The organism is Alcanivorax sp. S6407, assembly GCF_023016115.1.
In the GTDB taxonomy this organism is placed as follows: Bacteria; Pseudomonadota; Gammaproteobacteria; order Pseudomonadales; family Alcanivoracaceae; genus Alcanivorax.
This window is the reverse complement of record NZ_JALKBH010000002.1, coordinates 1,107,734-1,126,906: the sequence shown is the minus strand read 5'-3', so window position 1 is coordinate 1,126,906 and position 19,173 is coordinate 1,107,734. Positions and strand designations below refer to the sequence as shown.

17 protein-coding genes and 1 riboswitch are annotated in these 19,173 nt (G+C 59.6%); of the genes, 6 read left to right on the top strand and 11 right to left on the bottom strand.

All coding sequences use genetic code 11. The features are described 5' to 3' along the window. Nucleotides 1-86 precede the first annotated feature (86 nt). Nucleotides 87-311, top strand: a riboswitch (cobalamin riboswitch). A gap of 167 nt (nucleotides 312-478) precedes the next feature. The 4 genes from MWU49_RS08370 to MWU49_RS08355 are packed head-to-tail and all read left to right on the top strand — an operon-like array spanning nucleotide 479 to nucleotide 4,948. Beyond that, a complete protein-coding gene (locus tag MWU49_RS08370; protein ID WP_246970513.1) occupies nucleotides 479-2,299 on the top strand; it encodes a TonB-dependent receptor in 1,821 nt (606 codons plus the stop codon). Nucleotides 2,300-2,338: 39 nt separating this feature from the next. Further along, nucleotides 2,339-3,217: a cobalamin-binding protein gene (locus tag MWU49_RS08365; protein ID WP_246970511.1), complete on the top strand. Its 879-nt coding sequence runs from the start codon at nucleotides 2,339-2,341 to the stop codon at nucleotides 3,215-3,217. 31 nt (nucleotides 3,218-3,248) lie between these two features. Then, nucleotides 3,249-4,184, top strand: coding sequence for an iron ABC transporter permease (locus MWU49_RS08360; RefSeq protein WP_246970785.1), 936 nt, complete (start codon nucleotides 3,249-3,251; stop codon nucleotides 4,182-4,184). Continuing rightward, nucleotides 4,184-4,948 (top strand): ABC transporter ATP-binding protein, encoded by a 765-nt coding sequence (locus tag MWU49_RS08355; RefSeq protein ID WP_246970509.1) that lies wholly within the window; start codon nucleotides 4,184-4,186, stop codon nucleotides 4,946-4,948. Before MWU49_RS08360 ends, MWU49_RS08355 begins: the two co-directional genes overlap by 1 nt. 499 nt (nucleotides 4,949-5,447) lie before the next feature. Here the strand turns inward: MWU49_RS08355 and MWU49_RS08350 are convergent, their stop codons facing one another. Beyond that, entirely contained in the window at nucleotides 5,448-5,936 is a 489-nt protein-coding gene (locus MWU49_RS08350; RefSeq protein WP_246970508.1) for a peptidylprolyl isomerase, read from the bottom strand. A gap of 191 nt (nucleotides 5,937-6,127) precedes the next feature. Between MWU49_RS08350 and moaA the strand changes: the two genes are divergently transcribed. Further along, entirely contained in the window at nucleotides 6,128-7,141 is a 1,014-nt protein-coding gene (gene moaA / locus MWU49_RS08345; protein WP_246970506.1) for a GTP 3',8-cyclase MoaA, read from the top strand. Between the two features lie 54 nt (nucleotides 7,142-7,195). Next, nucleotides 7,196-7,843 carry a carbonate dehydratase gene (can, locus tag MWU49_RS08340; RefSeq protein WP_246970503.1) on the top strand — a complete coding sequence of 216 codons (648 nt, stop codon included), beginning with the start codon at nucleotides 7,196-7,198 and terminating at the stop codon, nucleotides 7,841-7,843. A gap of 489 nt (nucleotides 7,844-8,332) precedes the next feature. Here the strand turns inward: can and MWU49_RS08335 are convergent, their stop codons facing one another. The 10 genes from MWU49_RS08335 to MWU49_RS08295 form a co-directional block, all read right to left on the bottom strand. Continuing rightward, nucleotides 8,333-9,058 carry a copper resistance protein B gene (locus MWU49_RS08335; protein ID WP_246970500.1) on the bottom strand — a complete coding sequence of 242 codons (726 nt, stop codon included), beginning with the start codon at nucleotides 9,056-9,058 and terminating at the stop codon, nucleotides 8,333-8,335. Continuing rightward, the gene (locus MWU49_RS08330) at nucleotides 9,055-10,944 is read right to left on the bottom strand and encodes a copper resistance system multicopper oxidase (protein WP_246970497.1); all 1,890 of its coding nucleotides are present in this window, start codon (nucleotides 10,942-10,944) and stop codon (nucleotides 9,055-9,057) included. Before MWU49_RS08330 ends, MWU49_RS08335 begins: the two co-directional genes overlap by 4 nt. A 33-nt stretch (nucleotides 10,945-10,977) precedes the next feature. Beyond that, entirely contained in the window at nucleotides 10,978-11,394 is a 417-nt protein-coding gene (locus tag MWU49_RS08325; protein WP_246970495.1) for a hypothetical protein, read from the bottom strand. A gap of 23 nt (nucleotides 11,395-11,417) precedes the next feature. Then, complete coding sequence (locus MWU49_RS08320; protein WP_246970494.1) at nucleotides 11,418-12,077, bottom strand: LysE family translocator; 660 nt, start codon at nucleotides 12,075-12,077, stop codon at nucleotides 11,418-11,420. Nucleotides 12,078-12,107: 30 nt separating this feature from the next. Next, on the bottom strand, nucleotides 12,108-12,788 hold the full coding sequence (locus tag MWU49_RS08315) for a Fe2+-dependent dioxygenase (RefSeq protein WP_246970493.1): 681 nt from the start codon (nucleotides 12,786-12,788) through the stop codon (nucleotides 12,108-12,110). A 228-nt stretch (nucleotides 12,789-13,016) separates the two neighbouring features. Continuing rightward, on the bottom strand, nucleotides 13,017-13,172 hold the full coding sequence (locus MWU49_RS17860; protein WP_348646696.1) for a hypothetical protein: 156 nt from the start codon (nucleotides 13,170-13,172) through the stop codon (nucleotides 13,017-13,019). 15 nt (nucleotides 13,173-13,187) lie between these two features. Further along, a complete protein-coding gene (locus MWU49_RS08310; protein ID WP_348646695.1) occupies nucleotides 13,188-15,335 on the bottom strand; it encodes a catecholate siderophore receptor Fiu in 2,148 nt (715 codons plus the stop codon). A 389-nt stretch (nucleotides 15,336-15,724) separates the two neighbouring features. After that, complete coding sequence (locus MWU49_RS08305; RefSeq protein ID WP_246970492.1) at nucleotides 15,725-16,219, bottom strand: DUF411 domain-containing protein; 495 nt, start codon at nucleotides 16,217-16,219, stop codon at nucleotides 15,725-15,727. Between the two features lie 40 nt (nucleotides 16,220-16,259). Then, on the bottom strand, nucleotides 16,260-16,622 hold the full coding sequence (locus MWU49_RS08300) for a cupredoxin domain-containing protein (RefSeq protein ID WP_246970491.1): 363 nt from the start codon (nucleotides 16,620-16,622) through the stop codon (nucleotides 16,260-16,262). Continuing rightward, nucleotides 16,619-19,096 (bottom strand): heavy metal translocating P-type ATPase, encoded by a 2,478-nt coding sequence (locus MWU49_RS08295; protein ID WP_246970490.1) that lies wholly within the window; start codon nucleotides 19,094-19,096, stop codon nucleotides 16,619-16,621. Before MWU49_RS08295 ends, MWU49_RS08300 begins: the two co-directional genes overlap by 4 nt. Nucleotides 19,097-19,173 lie beyond the last annotated feature (77 nt).

The following is a 19,173-nucleotide window of genomic DNA, read 5'->3' as shown; positions in this document are numbered from 1 at the left end:
CTACGACTTAATGAAGGGGTTTCAACTGGGCTTGAAAGTCGCTCATGTGTCGCGATTCCGTTTGCTTATTGATTGCGCCATTGGTAATTTCGCGCCACCTTTTCGGTGCCTGCCCTGGTTCAGGGCGGGTTAAACGGGAAGTTGGTGATTTCCTCGCTTAAACCGCAGGAAAGAGTCCAACACTGCCCCCGCAACGGTGATTGAGTCAACGACCTTCACGACGCCACTGTGCCTGTGCATGGGAAGGCGATGGTTGGAAGCATTTGCTTCGCTCATCAGTCCGGAGACCGGCCGGGAAGAGGGTGCTTTTGTCTTTCTGCTTGCGTGCCGAGTACGCAAGGGGGCAAGAGTGTCTTTACCAGGCGTTGCGGCGGGCGATGGCAGGGTGTGCCGGCGTCTTCGCGCTGCCCCTTGTTGTTGTGTCTGCCACGGCAAAATCCACGCCGTGCGGGTGGGCACGGCAGAGGGGATCAATCTCATGTCCTTGCGTTTTATGGCTGCCGGTTCGGCGGCGCTTTTCCTGTTGCCGCTGGCAGCATCCTCCAATGAGCCGGTGCAGTTGGCTGTACTCGACCCGATTGTCGTCACGCCCACGTTGAGCAGTGTTACTGCCGAGGCGTCCCTGTCTTCGGTGACCGTCATTGATGAGCAGACCCTGCGTGACCAGCAGCCGCTGGAAATGCGCGATGTCCTGCGCGGCCAGCCGGGGGTGGATACCTATGGCAATGGTTCGTTTGGCAAGATCAGCAATGTGTCCATTCGCGGTACCTCCAGTAATGCTTCCCTGCTTATGATTGATGGCGTGCGTTTGCGTTCGGCAACGACTGGCGCACCCGCCTGGGAATTCCTGCCGCCACAGATGTTCGAGCGAGTGGAAATTGTGCGCGGTCCCCGCGGCAGTCTATACGGTGCCGATGCAGTCGGTGGTGTGGTCCAGTTGTTTGGCCGGGACAGCGGTGAATGGCTGACCATGGGTGGTGGCAGTTTCGCCAGCTGGAACCTTGGCGCGGGCGCTTCCCTGAGCGAAGACGGCACTTCTGTGATGGTGGGGGCCAACGTATTTGATACGGAAGGCACAGAAATCCGCGAACACAGTCATGACCGAGGCTTCCATAACGAGTCGGGGATCTTCCGGATCAGTCATCAGTTTGATGATCGCGGCAGCATTGGTTTGTTCCGGTTCAGTAGCGAAGGGGATACCGAATTTGAAGGCAGCACCCCGGAACAGAAGCGACAGATGGAATATCTGCTACAGGTCACCGGCCTGAAGGGCGATGTATGGATTAGTGAAGACTGGCAGCTCAAGGCCCTGGTCAGTGAGGCGCAGGATGAGAGTGAAGATTTCACTGATGGCCTCAGTAATGGTGATTTCAATACCCGCACCCGTACCGCCAATGTTCAGAGCGTATCGCTGTGGGGCAATCACCAGTTCATTCTGGGGGGCGAATACCAGAGCGATGAGGTACTCAGCAGCGTCGACTACGACGAGCCAAGCCGTGACAACAAGGCGGCATTCGCTCAAGCCCTGCTGGCGTTTGGGGCGCTGGATCTGCAGGCTAGTCTGCGCCATGACGATAATGACGCCTACGGCAGCAAGGTGACCGGTGCCGGCGGGGTGGGTTTCAAGCTGAATGACCAGCACCGCCTTCGTGCCAGCTACGGTACCGCTTACCGTGCGCCCACCTTCAATGATCTTTACTACCCGGATTCGCCGCCGTTCTACTTCAGCAATCCGAATCTGGAGCCGGAGTCGTCGGAAACGGGTGAGCTTGGTCTGCGTGGCCAGTACAGCGCCTGGTACTGGGATGCGGCGTTCTATCGCACCAATATCGAAGACATGATTGTGTACGACTTTGCCCAGGCGACCTCCCTGAATCTGGAGCGTACCACCGTGGAGGGGGCTGAGTTGGCCATGGGGCTGGACTGGGAAAACTGGCGCGCCGCACTGGCGTTCACCGCCGTGAAACCGGAAGATCGGGAAACCGGTAATATCATTGCCTACCGGGCCCAGCGTAGCGGCCGGCTGGATATTGATCGTCGTTTCGGTGAAGTCTCCCTGGGGGCGACTGCCAGCTTTCAGGGTCACCGTTATACCGATGCTGCCAATACGGATCGGTTGTCCGGGTTTGGGCTGGTGGATTTGCGAGCCAGTTGGGATTTCGCTGAGAACTGGACTGGTCGGGTCGTGGTCGAAAACCTGCTGGACAAGGAGTATGTCACGGCACGCAGTTTTGCCGGCTGGGATTACCTGAATTCGGGGCGTGCCGTCATGGTGAGCCTGAGCTACGACACACAATAAGACGCGGGCCGGGACGCCCGCACCGAGAGGACGAGTCATATGACATTGCGCGGGATGCTGATGGTGAGTGGTTTGCTACTGGCGGTAATGGCCAGATCAGAAAGCTGTGTGGACGACGATACCGGTCGTACCGTCTGCCTTACAGCGCCCGCGCAAGCCATCGTGGCGCTCTCGCCTGGGGCCACGGAAATTCTTTTTTCCGCCGGAGCCGGTGAGCAGCTGGTCGCCGCCGTCAACTTTAGTGACTATCCGCCGGCAGCAAAGAAGCTGCCCCGGGTGGGCACCTTCAAGCGTCTGGATCTGGAAGCTATCGTGGCTCTGCAGCCGGATCTGGTGGTGGCCTGGGGCAGTGGCAATCCTGCCGAGCAGGTGGAGCGGTTGATGTCCATGGGGCTGCCGGTCTATGTCAGTGAACCGCGCAAGTTTGAAGATGTGGCCAGTAATCTCGAGCGGCTGGGAGCGCTGGCAGGTACCTCCAGCGTGGCGACCGGCGCTGCCAATGCGTTTCGGGCAGGTGTGGCTGCCTTGCAGGAACGTTATGCCAAGGCTGCTCCGGTGACCGTGTTCTATCAGGTGTGGGAAGAGCCTTTGATGACAGTCAGTGATGCTCACCTGATCAGTGAAGCGATGCAGATCTGCGGAGGCGTGAATGTGTTTGGTGGTCTGTCGGCACTGGCGCCGCATATCAGCCGTGAAGCCGTACTGGAAAAGAACCCGCAGGTGATCGTCGCGGGGGGTATGGGTGAAGACAATCCGCAGTGGCTGGAGCCATGGAAGCAATTTTCATCCCTGCAGGCAGTACAGAAAGACAACCTGTTTTTCATCGCCCCGTCCTCCCTGCAGCGGCCGACCCCGATGATGCTGACCGGCACCCGCACGCTCTGCCGGCACCTGGAAACCGCCCGTGCCCGACAGTAGTTACCGTTACGTTTTCTCCCTGTCACTACTGATGGTGGCCAGCCTGCTGGCCTTGCTACTGGCGGTTGCGGTGGGCAGTGTGCCGGTGTCTCTGGCGGAGCTGTGGGCGCTATTCAGCGGTCGGGGGCTGCCGCTGCATCAGGAGCTGGTCTTCGGCCTGCGTGCCCCGCGGGCACTGGCTGCTTTCGCCACCGGTGGCTTGTTGTCCCTGGCTGGGGCCTTGATGCAGGTGTTGTTGCGCAATCCGCTGGCGGACCCCTATGTGCTGGGGATATCCGGTGGAGCGGCGGTGGGCGCCTTGCTGTCCATGTTGCTTGGTCTGGGGACAGCCATGGTGTCCGGCTCAGCTTTTACCGGCGCCTTTATTTCGACACTACTGGTGTTCGGTCTGGCTCAAGGTCAGGGTAGCTGGACACCTACCCGGTTGTTGCTCACCGGGGTGGTGGTGGCTGCCGGATGGGGCGCGCTGATTACTTTCATGCTGACGCTGGGCTCGGCGCAGCAGCTGCCAGGCATGCTTTACTGGCTGATGGGTGATCTGAGCTATGCACGCAGTCCCTGGCTGGCGTGGCTGGTGCTGATTCTGGCGTTGCTGTTGACACTGCCATTGGGGCGTAGCCTGAATGTGCTGGCCCGGGGGCCGTTGCAGGCGGCGGCGTTGGGTGTAGCAGTGAAGCCGCTGGCCTGGTGCGTGTATGGCCTGGCCAGCTTGCTCACCGCGGCTGCCGTTACCACTGCCGGCAGTATCGGTTTCGTGGGTCTCATCGTGCCGCACATGCTGAGGCTGGTATTGGGAAATGATCAGCGCATGATTCTGCCGGCCTCGGTGCTTGCCGGAGGGGCGCTGCTGACGGTGGCGGATACGGTGGCGCGGACGATCATCGCACCACAGCAGTTACCCGTCGGGGTGATCACCGCCCTGATCGGCGTGCCGGTCTTCCTGTTCCTGCTCTATCGGAGCCGCTGATGACGATGCTTGAAGCGCTGGAGCTGGTGATCGATATTCCTGGCCGCAAAGGCGGTTCGCCACTGAGCCTGCAGATCGAGCCGGGCCAGCGCTGGGGGGTGCTGGGGCCCAATGGCGCAGGCAAGACCACCCTGCTGCATACCCTGGCGGGGTTGCGTACTCCTCGTGCCGGACAGGTGTTGCTTGACGGCGTGCCACTGTCTGAACTGCGTCGCCGGCAGGTGGCCAGGCAGTTGGCGGTGGTGTTTCAGGAGCGTCAGGACAGTTTTCCCGCCACGGTAATGGAGTCGGTGCTGATTGGCCGTCATCCTTTCCTGTCGCCCTGGCAACGACAGAGCGCGGGTGATCTGGCGCTGGCACAGGCCGCGCTGGCGTCGTTGTCCCTTACCTCTCTGCAGGATCGGCTGGTCAACACTCTGTCCGGCGGGGAGCGCCAGCGGGTTTCCATTGCCACCGCGCTATGTCAGCAGCCCGCCATTCTGTTGGCGGACGAACCCACCAACCATCTTGACCTTCATCATCAGGTGTTGGCCATGCAGTTGTTACAACAGCAGGCGGAATCCGGGGCGGGGGTGTTCATGTGTCTGCATGACCTGAATCTGGCCGCCCGCTGGTGCGATCACATCCTGCTGATGTACCCCGACGGCGCGCTTTGCCACGGCCCGGTGGAGACCATGCTGGTGCCGGAAGCGCTGGAGCGGTTATATGACCAGAAGCTGGTGGTGACTGAGGTCAATGGCCGAGCCTTCTTCATACCGCAATAGGCAGCATTTCCGCAGGTGATGCGCGGCCACTGCAATCTGACCGTTCCGCCGAGTGAGCCTTTGAAGTGGCAAATACGGACAGGCAGCACGCAAGGAATATGACGGGCTTGTAAGAGCCGGAAAGATGCATCATGGATATTCCCCCGTGATTGCTTGCGCACAATGTTTTTATTGATCTGCTTGCAATACTAGCGAGGGGGAGAGCCCTTTATTACCCCTACTTTTTAGTAGGGGTAAACTGTCCATCGAATCGATTGAAAAAGGTTTGTCGAGGATTAGCGAAAAAAAGAGACGGACCAGGATTGGCCGAAGGCAATTTTCGAACTTGATGTGGACCTTTGCTCGCAAAGCAGGTTTGTTCCGGCCTCGATCAAATCCGCGACAGTGCGGTTTCCCGGTTTGCGTGCAGCAGGTTGCGTGAAGCGTGCTGCGGCCGCAGGGCATCCATAAAAAAGGCTCCCGTTCGGGAGCCTTTTTTATAGGGCAGGGTTATCAACGATCAGTGATCGTGACCACCCGGGCCGTGTACGTGGCCGTGCTCTTTTTCTTCGTCGGAGGCTTCACGCACTTCGGTGATCTCGACAGCGAAGTTCAGGGTCTCACCCGCCAGCGGGTGGTTGCCGTCGACAGTCACTTCATCGCCTTCTACGGCGGTGATGGTGAAGATGCGCGGACCGGCTTCGGTCTGGGCCTGGAACTGCATGCCCGGCTGCAGGTTGTCTTCGTTGCCCTCGAAAGCGGTCTTCGGAACCTGCTGGATCAGCTGCTCGTGACGCTCACCGTAGCCTTCCTCAGGAGTCACGGTCACATCCAGCTTGTCGCCAGCCTGCTTGCCCAGCAGCGCCTTTTCCAGGCCCGGGATAATGTTGCCGGCACCGTGCAGGTAAGCCAGGGGTTCACCACGCTCTACGGAGGAATCGATGGTCTGGCCGGCGTTATTGGTCAGGGTGTAGTGGATGGACACTACGGCGTTTTCTGAGATTTGCATGGAAACCCTTTTGGGGTAGATGAATTTGGAATGCGGCGGCCGCAAAGGGCCGAAACACCCGGAAAGGGGCCCATTCTAACAATAGCACGGCGGGCCTGACCAACCGGGTGGGCACTGGGCCGACGAAATGGCCAGAAAAGCGGCGAATATCGTCACGACGGGCTGGCCCGGGGTTTGCTACAGTGGGGGCCATGACAAGTACTGAACCCGTCCGCCCGGCCATGTTGCAGGACCGCTTCGGGCGCACCATTGATTATGTACGGCTGTCGGTGACCGACCGCTGTGACTTCCGCTGTGTGTACTGCATGGCGGAGGATATGACCTTTGTGCCGCGGGCCCAGGTACTGACCCTGGAGGAAATGGAGCGGCTGGCCAGGGTGTTGGTGGAGCTGGGGGTGAGACGGATCCGCCTCACCGGTGGAGAGCCCCTGGTGCGCCGGGATGTGGCGCAATTGGTGCGCGATATTGGTGCCATTTCCGGCCTCGATGAACTAAATATGACCACTAACGGCGCTGGTCTGGTTCGCTATGCCGACGAGTTGAAGGCCGGGGGGCTGGATCGCATCAATGTCAGCCTGGACTCCCTGAACCCGGACCGGTTCCGCCAGCTGACTCGCACCGGTGACCTGGCGAAGGTGCTGGCGGGTATTGAGGCCGCCCGCGAGGCGGGTTTCCGCCGTATCAAACTGAACAGCGTGATCCTGCGCGGGCGCAACCATGATGAGGTGCCGGCGCTGGTGGATTTTGCTCTGGAGCGGGGGCTGGATATCTCCTTTATCGAGGAAATGCCGCTGGGGCAGATCACCGAGCATGATCGCGGGTTGGAGTTCGTGTCATCGGCGGAACTGCGCGATGACCTCTCAACCCGCCTGAATCTGGTGCCGCTGGCGGAGAAGACCGGTGGCCCGTCGCGCTACTGGCAGGTGCCGGGTAGTGACAGTCGCATCGGTTTTATTTCCCCCCATTCACAAAACTTTTGCGAATTGTGTAATAGGGTGCGGGTAACCGCGGAGGGGCGTATGCTCTTGTGCCTGGGTCATGAGCACAGCGTGGACCTGCGCGCCGTGCTACGCGCTCACCCGGACGATGATGCCCCCCTGCGCGACGCCATTATTGGCGCCATGGCGATCAAGCCGGAACGCCATGACTTCAGCCTGGACCCGGGTGAGCAACTGGTACGATTCATGAATATGACTGGTGGTTAGCCGCCTGCAAGCGTGTTGCATGCGGCGTGATTGCGTATAAAAAAGCGAGAGACCATGAAAACCCTGCCTGAACTGTTTTCCAATAATCAAAAGTGGCGTGTCGAGATCGAGAAACAGCATCCCGGTTTCTTCGAGGCGCTGGGTCAGCAGCAAAGCCCGGAATTCCTGTGGATCGGTTGTGCGGATTCCCGTGTTCCGGCCAATGAAGTGGTTGGCCTGATGCCCGGTGAGCTGTTCGTTCACCGTAATGTGGCCAACCTGGTCAACCATACCGATCTGAACCTGCTGTCCGTGCTGCAGTTTGCTGTGGATGTGCTCAAGGTGAAGCACATCATGGTGGTGGGCCACTACGGCTGTGGCGGTGTGAAAGCCTCCATGGAAGATGCCCCCCACGGCCTGATCGACAACTGGCTGCGCCAGGTGCGTGAGCTGTACCTGCGCAACCGCAAGAATCTGGCCGAGCTGCCGGATGACCAGGCCCGACTGGACAAGATGTGCGAGCTGAACGTGGCCCGTCAGGTCATCAACGTCTCCAACACCACGGTAGTTCAGGAAGCCTGGCGCCGTGATCAGGAGCTGACCATCCACGGTTGGGTGTATGGCATTGGTGATGGCGTGCTGCAGGATCTGGATATTCAGATCCAGGGCAACAAGGAACTGCGTACCCTGGAGAACAACGAGTACGATAGCTGCTCCGGCTAAACCGGACTGCAGGGCGGAAATGCCTCAGGGCATCTCCGCCATCAAGCTACGAGCTACGAGCTACGAGCTACGAGCTACGAGCTACTCTCGCTTGGAAAGGAAAAAACCAAAAAGTTCCCGAGCTTCTGCCTTTCAACGAAGCCGCTGTAGGAACGTAGCGTAGCGGAGTAACGCACGGAGTGCGGCCCCGAAGGGGTGAGCGTAGCGAATAACGAGCCTGCACGCGATCCGAGCCCAAGCGAGGTAAGGATTTCAGAGACGAGTTACGAGTACCGAGTTTCGAAAATCAAAAGATAACGACGAAGCGCTAAGTTTGAGATTTTGCCTTTCGCAACTCGTTACTCGAAACTGTTTGCCTTGCTTGGGCTCGGATCGCTTGCAAGCAAGCTCCCACAAGAGAAAGCGCCTCCGCTTCCTCTGGCCCTTCAGAAACTGTGGGACAGCAGTGCACAGTGAGCCTCTTCAAAGCAGGAAGGCGCTAGCGGTTTGTCAGAACCAGAAGCGAATCCCTGCCACCAGCATGCCTTCCTCGGTCTTGCCTCCAGAAGCGCGGGTGAAGTCGGCAGTATCGCCGTACTGCTTTTCCCAGTTCACGCCAATGTAGGGGGCAATTTCCCGACGGATCTCGTAGCGTAGCCGCAGCCCGGCTTCGATATCGGTCAGGCCCTTGCCGACGCCCAGTTCTGCATCCTCCTTTCCGTAGAAGTTTGCTTCCAGGGCCGGTACCAGCACCAGCTTCTGGGTCAGCATCAGTTCGTACTCTGCGCTGAGCTGCAGATTGGTGAGGCTGTCGTCACCGATGAAAAGATGGGCATCCACATCGAACTGGTAGGGTGCCAGTCCCTTGATGCCAATGCTGGCCCAGTCGCGGTTGGGATCATCCGGCTGCCAGTCGCGGCGAACACCCAGTTGCCCGTCCCAGAAGGGGGAAAGCGCCCGACTCCAGGCCAGTCGCGTGTCGGCGCTTTCCGTGGCGGGATCTTCGTCATCGTGTTCCGGTGCCATCAGCCGCTCGCCATTACTGGAAAAGTACAGTTTGTTGATGTCGCTGCCGTACCAGCCATCCACTTCCCAGGCGAGCACACGACCCTCGTCGGTATCGCGTACTTCCAGCTGATCGACAATGACCTGGCCAACGCGCATGGGATGTTCGCTCATGGCAAAAGCGCTCTGTGCGCTGAGGGTCAGCGCCATCACAGGGAGTAATTTCTTCATGATGTGTGCCCCCCATGCTGATGGTGCTCCATCCCGGGCATTGGCTTTTCAGTGTCTTTGCTGACTACCCGCACCTCACGGAACATGCCCGCATCCATGTGATAAAGCAGGTGGCAGTGATAGGCCCAGCGCCCCAGGGCGTCGGCACGCACCAGATAGCTGATTTTTTCGCCGGGCTTCACGGTGATGGTATGTTTGCGAAGTAGTTTGCCATCGCCCAGTTCCAGATCACTCCATAGCCCATGGAGGTGAATGGGGTGGGTCATCATGGTGTCGTTCACCAGGGTGATACGCACACGCTCGTTATGGTACAGCTCCAGGGGTTTGGCATCGGCAAAGGGAATGCCGTTGAAGCTCCACATATAGCGGCTCATGTTGCCGGTCAGGTGCAGCACGATTTCGCGATCGGGATGCAGGCTGTCCGGTGGCCCGCCGGCGGTTTCCATGTCCGCATAGGTGAGTACCTTCCAGTCACGATTGCGCAGGCCTATGCCGGGGTCGGCGAGCATCTCGCCGGGAGCCATGGCGCGCATGTCCACTCCCGGGCCGTATTCGCTGTCCAGATGCTGGGTGGCGCTGTCTCTTGGTGCCAGGTCCGGGTTGGCGGGATCCACGGCAAAAGGTACGGCCATGTCGCCGTGATTCATGCCATCCATGTCGTGGTTCATGGCACTGTGATCCATGCTGCTCATGTCGTGGTTCATGGTGCTCTGATCCATGCTGTCCATATCATGATTCATGGAACTGTGGTCCATACCGCCCATGCCCATTTCCGTATGGCCCAACAATGGCGGTTCGTCCATATCGGGCACAGCAGCACTGAGCGCCGGGTCCGGTGTGAGGGTGCCGCGCGCAAAGCCGGAGCGGTCGATACTCTGGGCAAACAGGGTGTAGGCGCGGTCGTCTTTGGGTTCGACGATCACGTCCAGGGTTTCCGCCACACCGAGTCGAACTTCATGGAAGTCCACCGGTTTCACCGGTTGCCCGTCCATGGCCACCACAGTCATGTCGAGGCCGGGAATACGGATATCGAAGAAGGTCATGGCGCTGGCGTTGATAAAGCGCAGTTTGATTCGTTCACCAGGATTGAACTGACAGGTCCAGTTGCCGTTGGGACTCTGGCCATTCATCAGGTAGGTGTAGGTGTAGCCGGTGACATCGGCCAGATCCCGCTCGCTCATGCGCATAGTGTTCCACATGTGCCGGTCCTTGAGCGTTTTCAGGACACCTTTTTCACGGAAGTCGCGCAGGGTATCGAACACCGTGCGCTCGTTGAAATTGTAGTAATGGCTGACTTTCTTGAGCGTGGCGTAAATATGCTTCGGGTCCTCATCGCTCCAGTCCGACAGCATGATCACTTGCTCCCTGTCGAAGGAGTGTGGTTCCGGGGTTTTCGGCTCAATGATGATGGAGCCGTAAAGGCCAGTCTGTTCCTGGAAACCCGAATGGCTGTGATACCAGTAGGTGCCACTTTGCACGATGGGGAACTGGTAGGTGAAGGTCTCGCCGGGCTTGATGCCATCAAAGGACAAGCCGGGCACGCCATCCATGGTGAACGGCAGCAGCAGGCCGTGCCAGTGAATGGAGCTGGTTTCCGGCAGCAGGTTGGTCACCTTGATGGTGACGGTGTCGCCCTCGCGCCAGCGCAGGGTTGGGCCCGGCACGATGCCGTTGATGGTGGTGGCCTGACGGGGCTTGCCGGTGATGTTCACGTCGGCGCCACCCAGGGTCAGGTGAAAGGTGTCACCGCTGAGAATAGGGGCGCCGGTATGCCCTTGAGTGGCGAGCAATTGCCGTGGGCTGAGGCCCAGCCCCAGTCCGGTGGCACCGAGCGCTAGGCCCTGCACGAAACGTCGTCGTGGCAGGGAGAAAGATTGCCTGTTCATGTTGGTCTCCTGATGGTTTGAGAAAAAGTGGACTCAAACCGTCAGGGTTGGCGGGCGCAGGGGCAGCTGGTGAATACCGGGAGAGACAGCAATGACCGGGCCCGGCAGATAGTGCTGGGCAGGGCTGTCATTGCCGGAAACAAAACGCGTCAGGGTAATGGCGCTGACCTGACAAAGGGTGATGCACTGACAGGCGTTGTCATCCGGGCAGTGGCTATCTGTCTGTTGGTCCATGCCCATGTGGTTCATGGACATGCTGCTGTGGGTGTTGGTGTGGGAGCTGGTATCGGCGCTGTGGTGATGACAGTGGGACAGCGCGTTGCCCATACGGGCCCCACTGGCGGCCATGGCGCTGCTTTCCATGGCCACGGCGGTGCCGGTTACCAGCATCAATGCGGTAAGCAGCAGGGCCAGGGCGGGCCGGATGGAAGAGAGCCATGAACGCTTCATAAGTCCGATTATCAACCCTTGGGCTACCCCAAGGTCAAGGCAAAGTCTGCTGGCGTGCTGAACAGGGACTGGAGGGCAACGCTGCAGGCGATAACCAACAGCAGTACGGCGGTGCCTCTCTCCACCCAGTGATGGTGGGCGCGTAACCAGGGCAGGAAGCGGCTGCGGCCGAGCATCACGGCGACCAGCACGTACCAGCCTCCATCGATCAGTATGGAGGTCAGCACCATCTGGATACGGGCGGCCTGGCCCATGCCGGCGTCAAGAAACTGGCTGAACAGGGCGAGAAAGAACAGCGCCACTTTGGGGTTCAGGAAGGCGACCATGAAGCCATCCCGTGCGGCGCTGTGCAGCACATTGAAGGATGCATCTGGCGTTGCCGGTACCAGTGGCTGCCTGCCGGCCTGCCAGCTCTTCCAGGCCATCCAGATCAGAAATGCGGCGCCACCGAGGGACAGCACCTGCTCCATGATGGGGTAGCGATGAAACAGTACAGCAAGCCCCGTGACGGTGGCGGCCGCCCACAGGCCGATGCCAATGGCATGGGTGATGCCGGCCAGCGCGCCAGCCTTGTGGCCGCCGTGCAGGGTGTGTCGTGTAATGACCGCCAGGCTGATGCCCGGGGTCATGGCGCCAAGGGCGCAGACGCTGGCCAGTAACAGCCAATCGTGAAAACTCATCATGGTGAATCCCGTTGCAGATTGTCAGCGGGATCAGGTTTCTGCCCACTGGCGTAGCAGATTATGGTAGACGCCAGTCAGTTTGAGAATAGCGTCGCGGTCCGCGCCACTCTGGGTAAGGGTGGTGATGGCGGTATCCATCTCGAACAGTGTGCGGCGGTTGGCATCGTTGCGCACCATGCTTTGTACCCAGAAGAACGATGCCAGTCGCGCGCCTTTGCTGACCGGGCGAACTTCGTGAAGGCTGGAGGAGGGGTACAGGATCAGATCGCCGGCGGGCAGTTTTACTTCGTGTTCGCCGTAGGTGTCGGCCACTACCAGTTCGCCGCCGTCGTAGCTGTCCGGATCATTGAAAAACAGGGTGCAGGACAGATCCGAGCGCAGATGCTGGTTGCTGTCCATGCGCATGACAGCGCCATCGATGTGCATGCCGTAGGTTTCGCCACCCTGATAACGATTGAAACGTGGGGGCAGAATGCGCAGCGGCAGTGCTGCCGCAAAGAACAGCGGATTGGCCAGCAGCGCTTGCTGGATGCGCTGGCCGAGCTGTTCGCGCAGGGCGGAAGATTCCGCCAGTTGCTGGTTCTGCTTCACCTGGGCGCCCTGGGCGCCAACGGTTTCTCTTCCGTCCACCCAGTCGCTGGATTGCTCCAGTGCCTGGCGGAACGTGGTGGTTTCTTGCGGTAAGAGAACGCGGGGTATGTGCAATAACATGGCTGGCCCTTTGTGGAAGCGGTTCTGCGCAGATTGAGGGGGGGGGGGGGAGGTTGGTCTGACGTCTGAGGTCTGACGCTACATCCAAAAACCGAGAGCAAGGTCGTTGGTTCAGGTTTGGCGTCTGTCCTCAGACGTCCGACGTCCGTCCATAACTCATGAGTTTCTTCTACTGCGCGATGAACCAAAAACAGCGCCCGGTAGATGCCGGGCGCTGCCTGGGTTGGCTTAGAACTTCACGTTGAGTGTCATCAATGCGGACAGCGGTACGCCCGGGTTGTAGCGGTAGCCGCTCTTGTTAATAGACGCTACATAGTCTTCGTCAAACAGGTTGTAGACGTTCAGCTGCAGGTCGGCGTGCTTGCCCAGCGGGTAGCTGGCCATGGCATCGAACACCCATTAGCTGTCGGTGTGATCCGGGGTGCCTACTGCGCCATCGGCTCCGCGTTTGAGCCCGGCGGTGTAGCGTGCGCCGCCACCGATGGTCAGCTTGAAAGGCAGACGGTAGGTGGTCCAGGAAGTGAAGGCCCGATCCGGTGTATAGGTCAGATCGTTACTGTTGTCTGCGGCATCGGCATCACCGTCGGTGATGCTGGCGTTCATGGTGGTGAAGCCGGCGCTCACATTCCAGTTGTCGCTGATGCTTCCCATGGCGGACAACTCAACCCCTTGCACTTCCTTTTCGCCGGTCTGGTAGTAGTTGCCGTCGGTGGGATCTTCTTCCACCAGGTTGGTGACGGTGGTGCGGTACAGGGCGGCGCTCAGTAGCAGCTTGTTGTTGGCCAGGTTCCATTTGCTGCCGACTTCCTCGGTGACGGCTTCCTGGGGATCAAAGTTTGGATTGTCGGCACTGTTGTCACGGTTGCTCAGAGTCAGGTTGTTGCCCCCGGGGGGTTGTGCAGACACCGCGTAGTCGGCATAGACATTGAGCTGCGGCGTGAACTTGTACATCGCGCCCAGTTTCCAGTTGACCAGATTGTCGCTGGTGGTGGCGTCCACGTTGGGGACCACGGTGCCAAGGGCCAGGCCGGTACAGGCGTCCGGGTCACGACGGCCGCCGGTACAGGCAGCGGTGCTGCTGTAATCGGTGTAGTAACGGTCCAGTCGTACACCGGTGTTGATCTGCCAGTGTTCGCCAAACTCCATCACATCGAACAGATACGCGGACACGGTGTCGGTGTTGCCCTCGCTGGCGGCGCCGGTGCGCACGATATCGAAATCGGAACCGTTGGATACCGGGTTATACAGGTTCACGGTGCCGGGGTAGTTGCCTTCGGTGGTCAAACCGCGGGTCTCCAGTTTTTCGCGGGTGAACTCCACCCCGTAGGAGAAAGTGTGCGACATGTTGCCGCGATCCCAGAAGGTCAGCAGGCCGGTCTGGTTGGCCATGATGGAGTTGGTCTGGTCCTTCAGGTTGATCAAGCGGCGGATGGACCAGCTGCTCGGGTCATCAATGTCAGGAGTGTTGAAATAGCTGCTGGAGGCCATGATGGCGCTGAGCATGTAGTCCTGACGGGTCTGCCCCCAGCGGGTGATGTTGTGCAGGCTGGTGTTGTCGGTCAGATCCACTTCCACGATGACGGTGGCCATGTCCAGTTCCACATCATCGTGGTCGTCATCCAGACCGTAAAAGTTGGTGCTGTCGACCATGGGGGCCTTGCCGATTTCCGGGCGAGCCGGGTCCGGGCTGGTATAGCCGGGCAGGCCGATGGTGGAGACTCCACCATCAGGCACATTGTCCTGGGTCACATGCAGGTAGTTGAAGTAGACGCGCGACTTGTCATTCAGGTTGACGGTCAGGGACGGCGCGATCCCCCAGCGTGAGTTGTTCACTTCATCGCGGCCGGCCACATCGCTGTCCTGGCCCATCAGGTTCAGGCGTCCCGCTACGTTGTCGGTGAGTTTGCGATTGAGGTCCAGAGTGACGCGCTTCTGGCCATCGGTGCCCGCACTGATGGAAGCGGCATTCTGGTTGCCCATGAAGGCTTTCTTGCTGGACAGGTTGATGGACCCGCTCGGCGCGGTGCGACCATAGTCCGTGCCCGCCGGACCCTTGATGACTTCGATCTGGTCGATGTTGAAGGTGTCCCGTGAAATGGAGCCGAGATCGCGCACGCCGTCCACATAGATGGAGCTGGAGGTATCGAAACCGCGCATGTAGATGGCGTCGCCAGTGGTGGAGTTGCCGTTTTCGCCAGCATAAAAAGTACCGACGCCGGGGCTGTTCTGCAGCGCTTCGGTCAGCGTGGTCGCGCCCTGGTCCTTGATGATTTCCTTGTTGATCACCTGGATGGTTTGCGGGGTTTGCGCAACGGGCCTGGCAAATTTGGTGGATGAAAGATCATCACTTTTGTAATCCCCGGTGGTTGAGTCGGCTCTGACCGAAATGGGGGCGAGGGTGTTGTTGCTGGAGGCGGTGGTGTCAGTGCTGTCAGCGGCGCTGGCCGTTGAGGCGATCAGGCTGGTCAGCAAGGCGGTGCCCAGACCGACTCCCTGGCTGAGAGTGGTCTGTGCCACAGGACGTTTGCGGCGAGAGATATAAGTCATGTCAGTTCCCATTGAAAACGCGGTGTTTTCCGGCGCGTGCTGCAAAGGCAGAGGCGTCGGTCCCCGGTCTCACCGTCTCAATGGCTGGCTGACATGCTTGCTGGTTGAGCAAAAATGCAGGTGAGGGCTGATTTCACTGAATCAGAGGGCGCGGATGTTAATCTATAATGAGAATGATTTGCAAATGCGATTGCAGGGCGAAATGATAGGTCAGGCAGGACGGACAGGCAGTTGAAAGTTCAACGTTTAAAGTTGAAACGCGGATCAGGCTTGCCGGTTTTGGGCCGCCGTGCCCGCGCTCACGGGTAACAGCGCGGGCACGGGCTCCCGAATCAGAACCCTCCTTTCCCGCGCCTTTTAAACTTTAAACTTTCAACTTTGAACTCGGTCTAGTTACCGGCGTGGTGGCTGAAAACAGCGGTGCCGTTTTCATCGAACAGCAGCACGTCATAGGCATCCATGCGGTCGCCCATCTCCATGCCGGGGGAACCGATGGGCATGCCGGGGACGGTGAGGCCCTTGCCGGCAGGGCGCTCGGCCAGCAGGCGGTCCACGTCACTGGCGGGGACGTGGCCTTCGATCACGTAGCCATCAATAAAGCCAGTGTGGCAGGAGCCGGTACCCGGCAGTATGCCCGCTTTTTCCTTGATGGGTTGCAGGTTGTCGGTTTCATGAACCTGCACGGTATAGCCATTGGCTTCCATATGCTCCACCCAGGCGCCGCAGCAACCACAGGTGGGTGACTTGTACACTTCCAGTACCTTGTCGGTGGCAGCCACCTGTGCTGCCGGCTTTTCCGCGGCAGTGGTTTCCGGTTGCGCGGGGGCGTCTTCGCCGCAGGCGGCAATGAACAGGGCAGATAAAACAACCAGGAGTTTTTTCACGTCAGATCCTCATTCTTGTTTGCGTGTTGGCGGTTTGGCCTCAGTCTACAATCAATCTGCCCTGATACATCTGCATCTGACAGGTGAAACGGTATTCGCCCTTTGGCGGATTCTTCAGGGTCACTGTTGTGACCTTGCCATTGTCGAGAAATTCACTCACATCCAGCCCGTGAAAGATGACCTGCTCTGCGCAGGGTGAGGGATCGCGACGCTCAAAATGCAACGTCAGGGGCTGGCCCGTGCGGGCATGAATCAATGCCGGATCATAGACACCATCATCCACAATGATAGTGGTTTCCGAGGTGATAGCTGCAGGCTTGCGTCCCCCCGGCCGTGACATCCAGAACCACCAGATTATCAGGGCGATCAGGATCAGCCCGGCAAGGTTGATGAGAATGCTCATGCGGTTTTCCCTCCCGGTTTGAAGAATCGTAGCCGGTTGGCGTTGGTGACCACGGTAACCGAGCTCAACGACATGGCCGCCCCGGCAATGACCGGACTGAGCAGACTGCCGGTGAGGGGATAGAGCACTCCGGCGGCCACAGGAACGCCCAGGCTGTTATAGATGAAAGCGCCAAACAGATTCTGTTTGATGTTGCGAACGGTGGCGGTAGAGATGGCCATGGCATCGGCTACCCCGTGAAGCGAGCCGCCCATCAGGGTGATGGAGGCAGATTCGATGGCCACGTCGGTACCGGTGCCGATGGCGAAGCTTACATCGGCCTGGGCCAGAGCCGGGGCGTCGTTGATGCCGTCACCGACCATGGCCACGGTGCGACCCTCCTGTTGCAGTGCCTTCACTTTCTCGGCCTTGTCTTCCGGCAGCACTTCGGCCATGACGTCGTCCACGCCGGCCTGCCGCGCGATGGCATCGGCACTGGCCTGAATATCGCCGGTGATCATGATGACTTTCAGGCCCGAATCACGTAGTCGTGCGATGGCGTCACGGGAGTCGCTCTTGATGCGGTCGGCCACGCCTAAAATCCCCAGCAAGGTCTGGTCGTTCGCCAGAAACAGGGGGGTAGCGCCCTTGTCGGTCAGCGTGTCGCTGTCCATGGCAATGCGGATTCCCTCGTTTTCCAGCCAGCGACGATTGCCAAGCCGGTAACGTTGTCCATCCAGTGTGGCAGTGACACCTTTGCCATTCAGTGCTTCGAAGCTGCTGGCCTCCTGAAGGGGCAGGTTGCGGCTTTCCGCCTCGCGCAGTATGGCGTGTGCCAGAGGATGTTCGGAGCCGCTTTCCAGGCTGGCGGCGATGCGTAACAGGTCGTCCTGATGCTGGCCGTCGGCGCAAAGAATATCGATAACGGCAGGCTTGCCTTCGGTGATGGTGCCGGTCTTGTCCAGCACGATGGTGTCCAGCTTGCTGCTGGTTTGCAGCGCCTCACCCTGACGAATCAGGATGCCATGTTCTGCCGCCTTGCCGACCCCGACCATGACAGACATGGGGGTGGCGAGGCCCAGTGCGCAGGGGCAGGCAATAATCAGTACCGTGGTCGCGCTGATCAGCATGTGAGTCAGGCGCGGATCCGGACCGAAATTGAACCAGGCCAGTGCGGAGATCACGGCGATGATCATGATGGTGGGTACAAACACTGCAGAGACCTGGTCCGCCAGCCGGCCAATAGGGGGTTTGCTGCCCTGGGCTTTTTTTACCATGGCGACGATCTGTGACAGGGCAGTGTCGCGCCCCACGGCCGTGGCCTGATAGATCAGGGTGCCAGCTTCGTTCAGCGTGCCGGCGCTCACCTTGTCGCCAACCGTCTTTTCTACGGGCATGGGTTCGCCGGTGAGCATGGATTCGTCAATGCGGCTCTCGCCTTCCTGCACTTCACCATCCACAGCGATTTTTTCACCGGGTCTGACCCGGAGCCGGTCGCCGGTCTGCACCTGCTCCACCGGGATATCCTGCTCCTGGCCGTCACGAATCACTCGAGCCGTTTTGGCGCCGAGATCAAGCAGGCGTCGCACTGCCGCGCTGGTCTTGCCGCGCGCCCGCACCTCCAGCGCCTGGCCAAGATTGATCAGGCCGATGATCATGGCGCTGGCCTCGAAATACACGTGTCGCGCTGCTTCCGGCAGTGCGCCGGGCATTAGCACCACCACCATGGAATACAACCAGGCGGCGCCGGTGCCGAGGGCGATGAGGGTATCCATGTTGGCGTTGTGATTGGTGAAGGCCTTGCCGGCGCCGGTGAAGAAGTGGCGCCCGGCGGTGGCCAGCACGGCCAAAGTGGCAATGCCGATCGCAAGCCAAATCCACTGACTGGTTTCACCGGGGCGGACCATCATATCGCCGCCCAGCAATCCCCAGGCCATGAGCGGAACCCCCAGTCCCAATCCCAGCCACATATGTTTGAGAAGCTGGCGATAATGCGCCTGTTCGCGCGCTTCCTGTTCACTGCCATCATCATCCAGTGTGGTTTCACTGGCGCCGTAGCCTGCCTCCTCCACGGCCTTGATCAGCTCGGCAGCGGTGGCACTGCCCGTCACCAGGGCGGTGCGATCGGCAAAGTTCATCTCTGCCTGTTTCACCCCGGGGGTGCTGCGCAAGGCCTCTTCAATGGTGCGGACACAGCCGGCGCAGGTGGCTCCGGTAATGCTCAGGGTGACATCGGAGTGGGTGCTGGTGCTCTCAGGGCCCGATGGCGGTGCTGCCGCGTCGGGATCAGTGCTGGCTGGGGCGTAACCGGCTTCGGCAATGGCTTGCTCCATTTGTGCGAGGGTAACGCCTTGATCTGCCGCGATTGTGACCTGTTGTTGTTCCAGGTCCACCTCGGCCTCACTGACGCCGTCGATGGCGGTCAGCGCCTTGATGATTTTTCTGGCACAGCCCTGACAGGTGGCACCGGAAATCGCCAGATTGTGTTGAATCATTGTCGCCTCCCTTTCAGGCAGACCGATAGCATGAGGTTCATCACATATTGTTAAACTTCAGGGTAACCCCCAGGTCA